Here is a 6,374-nt window from a genome sequence, read left to right on the forward strand (position 1 = left end):
TTGATGATTGTCTACTAGATATTAGTTCTGGAGCTGAACAAGAGGAGGAAGATCCACAAGATTGATTCCCCTTGTTATTCGCGATTATTTATCGCGAATAATGTTTCTTTCTGTATTTTTACAAAATTGGGATGCTCCCCTACGCGTCTCTACATTCTTTTTCACCAGATGTCTAATATGGGTGTGGGGGTGTAAGGGTTTAGGGGTGTAGGAATAGCCACATTTTCATGGTGACTTGAAAGTACACTAATTTGAAAAAAGAATGCGACAGATGGACTTACATAACTCTTATATACCAAAGAGTTTGCCAATCCAAAATCTAAAATCGGATGACGCCTGCTGGGCAGCAGGTTTACTATAAAGAAGTGTTAACTAAAATAATTAACTAGCGATCGCCTATCAATATGGAATGGAAAGAAATCTCTGGTAGCTGGGTGTTGATTCCCCCAAAACCTACAAGTATAATTCATTTCCTCGGTGGTGCCTTTGTAGCTACGGCGCCACACATCACTTATCGTTTGTTATTGGAAAATATAGCAGATAAAGGCTTTGTGATTGTTGCTACATCGTTCGTAAATACTCTCGATCATACAGCGATCGCAAAACTTGCGCTCCTCAACTTTGAACGTACCTTACTACGCTTAGAGGAGAGAGGAATACTAGGTAAAAAATACCTTCCTATTTATGGACTGGGACACAGCATGGGATGCAAGCTGCATTTACTGATTGGTAGTCTTTTTCCAGTAGAACGTGCGGGTAATATTCTCATCTCTTTTAACAATTATGCTGCACGAGATGCAATTCCCTTGATAGAACAATTTAATTCTACATTTAAGTTTAATTCTAATTTTGCTGTTGAATTTACTCCTTCACCCTTAGAAACTCAGCAACTAGTACAGGAAAACTATAGTGTTCGTCGTAATTTATTAATTAAATTTAACAATGATACGATTGACCAATCAGCATCTTTAGCTAAACTACTGCAACAGCGCTTTGGAGAAATGGTGACTACACAAATACTCCCAGGAAATCACCTCACCCCATTAGGACAAGATGTTAAATGGCAAACAGGTAAAGATTTTAACCCTTTGGATGCGATCGGACAATGGTTCAAACAAGAAGTATATCGTGACCTACAGCAGCTCAAGCGCACGATACTTTTTTGGCTTAACCCGGTATCACCGCTATAGTAAGGGGTGTGAGGGTGTAGGGGTATAGGGGTGTAAGAGGAAATAAAATAGTTAGTCGTGCTTTCTCTTCCCGATTCCCAATCCCCAATCCCCATTGCCCCTAATCCCCAATCCCCAATCCCCGTACTCTATGAGAAGCCGCTGACGCGTCTACGCGAAGCGTCTCCTCTGGAGAATCCCCAATCCCCGCCTATTGCCTTCTTAGCCTATGTTTCAAATTCTAGTAATTGACGATGACCCAGCAGTTCAAATACTGCTGAAAAGAATGCTGGAAAGACAGGGTTATAAGGTTGTTGCTGTTAACAACGGTGAGGAAGGAATTAAACAAGCTTCTATTGGCAATCCTGCATTGATTATTTGTGATTGGATTATGCCAGGAATGAGTGGACTGGAAGTTTGCCAGCGCATCAAAGCAGATCCAAAATTATCCACTACATTTTTCATTCTGTTAACATCTCTCGATTCGATTGCCGATCGCGTCAAGGGTTTGGATGCTGGTGCTGATGACTTTATCACCAAACCAATTGAGCATAATGAATTACAAGCACGGGTGAGAGCAGGATTACGCCTGCATCAGTTAAGTCGAGATTTGCAAACTCAAAAGCTGATTTTAGAAACTGAATTGGCAGAAGCAGCAGAATATGTGCGATCGCTGCTTCCTTCTCCAATGACAAAACCGTTTAGTATTGATTTTTGCTTCATCCCCTCACGACAACTGGGGGGTGATTGTTTAGATTATTACTGGCTTGATCCTGATTGTCTGGCAATTTATTTATTAGATACCGCCGGACATGGACTCAGAGCGACTCTACCTTCAATTTCTGTACTCAATTTACTGCGATCGCGCGCTCTTAAAGGTCTGAATTATTATCAACCAAGTGAGGTATTAAGAGCATTAAATGATACTTTTCAGATGAACTACCAAAATGATAAATATTTTACTATTTGGTACGGTGTTTATAACCGTGTGCAGCGTCGATTAATCTATTCTAGTGCAGGTCATCCACCTGCAATTTTATTATCTCCTAAATCGACCAATCCTACTGAAGTTCAACTTTTGAAAACTCCAGGTATGCCAGTTGGAATGTTTCCACAGGTAAAATATGCTGATGGTTTTTGCAATATAGAAAAAAATAGTACTCTTTATATTTTTAGTGACGGTGCCTACGAAATCACCAAATCTGATGGTACGCTTTGGGGTTTAGATGCTTTTATTAAAATGCTGGTTGGGTTACAGCATCCTGTAGGTTGCCAAGTTAACAAAATTATCCAGCAATTAATCGTTGTGAACTCACAAGAAGTTTTTGATGATGATTTATCTATACTACAAGTGAATTTTAATTAAGTTATTAAATTTAAAAAGACCGATCAATGTTTATGACTATTAATATATTTATGAAATTCATCTTGGTTGGCAAAAATTTCAAACACCTTGTCCATACCTGTCAGTTCAAATAAAATTCTAATCTGTTCATTAATAGAACATATAACTAACCTGGTATTAACTGCTCGCAAGGCTTTAAAAGCTAATACTAAAGCACCAAGACCAGAACTATCCATAAACGTCACATCTTTAAAATCAACTAATACAGTCTTTGCACCACTTTCTAATCCTGTGGTAATTTTGTCGCGAAACTCCTGTGATTTAGTAGCATCTATAATTCCGTCTACTTGAATAACTTTGACTGAACTACTCATCATTTTCCACCACTAGCATAATGTCGTAAATTTAGCATTATATTACCAAGTATAATTGCTAATAATATTTGTTGCCATATTCAAGTGTTAGACCTAAAATGATAGATATATAATTTTCTGCTAAAAGTTATCTTTGTCGTAGAGGAATAGCAATTATAAATTCTGCCCCTATTCCTGGTACAGAGATGCACTTCAAAGAACCACCGTGTTTTTCTGTAATAATCTGATAGCTAATGGAAAGTCCCATTCCTGTACCTTTACCAATAGGCTTAGTGGTAAAAAAAGGGTCAAATAGTCTCTGTTTAACAATATCTGGAATTCCTAACCCATTATCAGCAATATTAATTATGACTTGCTTATCTGGGTTTAGTTCCGTGTAAATGCGGATATAAGGTTTTTTTACTGGTCTTTTGTTGTCTGATAATGATTCTTCGAGAGCATCAATAGCATTTGCCAAAATGTTCATAAATACCTGGTTGATCTGTCCTGCGTAGCATTCAACTAGAGGTATGTTGCCGTATTCTTTAATGATCTCAATAGCTATGCGATCGCCTTGATCTTTGAGCCGATGATCTAGAATCATCAGGGTGCTATCGATACCCTCATGAATATCTACCTCTTTCATTTCGGCTTCATCCATACGGGAGAAGTTTCGCAACGAAAGCACTATTTCCCGAATGCGTTCTGCTCCTGTATTCATTGATTTAAGCAGAATGGGCAAATCTACCATGATAAAATCTAGCTCAACCTTTTTGATCTCTGCCTGTATTTTGGGTGCAGGATCAGGGTAGTATTGCCGATAAAGTTGCACTAGCTCAAGTAAGTCTTCAATGTACTCCTTAGCATAAGTAAGATTACCGTAGATAAAGCTGATGGGGTTATTAATTTCGTGGGCAACTCCTGCTACTAATTGACCCAAACTGGACATTTTTTCATTTTGGATGAGTTGGATTTGGGTACATTGGAGTTTTTGCAAGGCTTGTTCTAGGTCTTTTGTTTGTTGCTTTAACTGAGTTTCGACTTGTTTGCGTTCGGTAATATCGGTAGCAGTACAAATAGCACCAATGACATTCCCAGCTTGATCTCTCTGGGCGATAAAATTACACAGCAAATTCAACCTTCTATGATCTTTAGCAAAATGGACAGTTTCATACTGAAACAAAGACTCTCCTGCTAAAACGTGTTGAATATTCTTTTGTTCTTTCTGAATTTGCTCAGGTGGCTGAAAGTCTGTAAACAAGCGACCAATCATTTCTTCTGGTTCGTAGCCATGAATGTGTCTGATTGCTTGATTTACAAAGGTAAAACGACCTTCAGTATTGATTGAACAGATCAAGTTTTGCGAAGACTCTACTAAATCGCGATACTTTCTTTCACTCTCTTTTAGGTCTGTTTCGGCTTGTATGCGTTTAATACTCAAGGCAATCTCGTTAGCAGCCAATGCTAGTATTTGCAAAGTTGATTCTGACAAGGGTTGACGGGCAAACATGGCAATGACGCCAAAAAGTTCACCATTTAACATCAGAGGATAACCTGCAAAGGCTACCATACCTTCTCGCTTTGCCCACTCTTTATCACCCACACGTGGATCTTCTAAAACTGCATTTGTCAAGTGTGGTTGCTGTTCTTCAGCAATTAAACCAATTTTGTACATTCCTACAGGCACCCGACGATGGGGTCCATTAATATGAGTGTACATTCCTGAACTGACTTGCAACTCCAGCACATTTTCCTGATTGTTCAAAGTCCAGATACGAGCAAAAGCAGCATCTAGGTGCTTGACCATAGCATCAGTGCAGCGCTTGAGAACTGTCTGTAAATTATCATTTTGAGTAATAGCAGCGTTTAAATCGGCATGAAAAGCAGTGATATGTACTTTTTCTGCAAGTAATCTTTCCGCTTGTTTGTGTTCAGTTATATTTTGTATCGTACCAACCAGAAACAGATTACCTACTCCGTCATCAAACAAGCATTTTTTAGTAACAATGATGTGTTTTATTCCTTGAGCATCAGTAAAAATTTCTTCATTTTCATTGGTGATACCCGTAGTAAAAACTAGTTCATCTTTTTGCCAAAATACATCTGCTTCTGCTTCTGGGAAAAAATCATAATCTGACTTGCCGATTAGTATTTCGCGACTAAAACCTGTGAAGCGACAGAAAGCATCGTTTAGTAGTACCCAGCAATGTTGACGGTCTTTAACAAAAATTGGGTCTGATATGGCATTGACAATCTGGAGTAAAAATTTTATACAAAACTTTTTTGATTGTGCTGGTAGATTATTAATGATTTTGTCTTTGCTCATGCCTGAGAATTGTTGGTTGAGTTTTCCGCCTAACTTTTTGTTGGTAAGTTACTGTGTCAGATGTCTAACATCTGAATTCACGTCTTAACAGTGTTAGTATTCCCGGAATTCTCTATGTCTCAACAGTAGGTATATTTTTCCGTTATTTACAGAGGGCTTACCTTGGCTCGATAAAGTAACTTGTCGCCTTGGCGATAACCAATGTAGCGTACCTTGACAATATCTCCTGGTTGTGCAGTACCATCCAGCAATTGATGGTACTGGGGATCGTAGGGTATTTCTGATCCAACAGAGGCGATCGCTTCTATTCCCCAATCCTGCAAAAGTCTTTCTAGCGGTTTTTGTACCAACGGCACAATGTTAACAGCACTTAGCTGGGGATTTTCCCGCGCTTTCTGAGCTGCTGTAGGAAACTGCAATAATAAAGATTCCAGCAGTTGTAAACTTGACTGCTGGAACTCTTGTTGCAAACTCAAGCGCTGCTGTTGTAGTTGTAATTGCAGGCGATCGTACTCTATTTTTAAGTCTGTGATTTGTTGCGATAATTCCTCAGATGTGGCTTTATTTGGTAACAATTCTTGCCCAGAAAAACTTGCCACTAATTCCTGTAATGATATCTGGAATACCTGCGACAGCTTGAGCATGACATCTACGCGCATCTGCTCAACTCCAAACCGTCGTAGCCGCAAAATTTGTCGTTCTGAAACCCCAGCAGCACGACTCAGTGCTTTATAACTAGAAACACCTACCCGTTGCATTAAATCTTGTAATTTTTGGGTGAAATCAGTTTGGGGCATTGGGGATTGGGAATCAGGGATCAGGGATCAGGGATTGGGGGTAACGGGGATCGGGGATAAGGGGTAACGGGGATTGGAAAGAATTTTGGATTTGCGATTTTGGATTGGATTTGAATCTAAAATCTAAAATTGCTTGTACCCCTTGTCCCCGATCCCCGATCCCCCATCCCCCATACCCCATCCCCCAAACCCCATACCCCAAACCCCAAACCCCCAACCCCCAAACCCCAAACCCAAAACCCCAAACCCAAACAACAAAAACCCAAACACCAAAACCCCAAACCCCGAACCCCATACCCCAAACACCCAAACCCCAACCCCCAAACCCCAAACCCCATGTAAGTTAAAAAAAGAAAAAATAAAAAAAAAAAAAAAAAAAAATGG

At 39.5% G+C, this 6,374-nt stretch carries 5 protein-coding genes; 2 read left to right on the forward strand and 3 right to left on the reverse strand.

The window, feature by feature from the left end; genetic code table 11:
* Positions 1–404 precede the first annotated feature (404 nt).
* Both ACE1AT_RS28590 and ACE1AT_RS28595 read left to right on the forward strand, forming a co-directional pair.
* A complete protein-coding gene (locus ACE1AT_RS28590) occupies positions 405–1,190 on the forward strand; it encodes a DUF1350 family protein (RefSeq protein WP_374874530.1) in 786 nt (261 codons plus the stop codon).
* A 208-nt stretch (positions 1,191–1,398) separates the two neighbouring features.
* Positions 1,399–2,535: a PP2C family protein-serine/threonine phosphatase gene (locus tag ACE1AT_RS28595; protein WP_374874531.1), complete on the forward strand. Its 1,137-nt coding sequence runs from the start codon at positions 1,399–1,401 to the stop codon at positions 2,533–2,535.
* Between the two features lie 23 nt (positions 2,536–2,558).
* Here ACE1AT_RS28595 and ACE1AT_RS28600 read toward each other — a convergent pair whose 3' ends face one another.
* The 3 genes from ACE1AT_RS28600 to grpE form a co-directional block, all read right to left on the reverse strand.
* Entirely contained in the window at positions 2,559–2,888 is a 330-nt protein-coding gene (locus ACE1AT_RS28600; protein WP_374874534.1) for an STAS domain-containing protein, read from the reverse strand.
* A gap of 127 nt (positions 2,889–3,015) precedes the next feature.
* Positions 3,016–5,193: a PAS domain S-box protein gene (locus ACE1AT_RS28605; RefSeq protein WP_374874532.1), complete on the reverse strand. Its 2,178-nt coding sequence runs from the start codon at positions 5,191–5,193 to the stop codon at positions 3,016–3,018.
* A gap of 146 nt (positions 5,194–5,339) precedes the next feature.
* Positions 5,340–5,990 carry a nucleotide exchange factor GrpE gene (gene grpE, locus ACE1AT_RS28610; RefSeq protein WP_374874533.1) on the reverse strand — a complete coding sequence of 217 codons (651 nt, stop codon included), beginning with the start codon at positions 5,988–5,990 and terminating at the stop codon, positions 5,340–5,342.
* Positions 5,991–6,374 lie beyond the last annotated feature (384 nt).

The organism is Pelatocladus sp. BLCC-F211 (assembly GCF_041928655.1).
Classification (GTDB): Bacteria; Cyanobacteriota; Cyanobacteriia; order Cyanobacteriales; family Nostocaceae; genus Pelatocladus.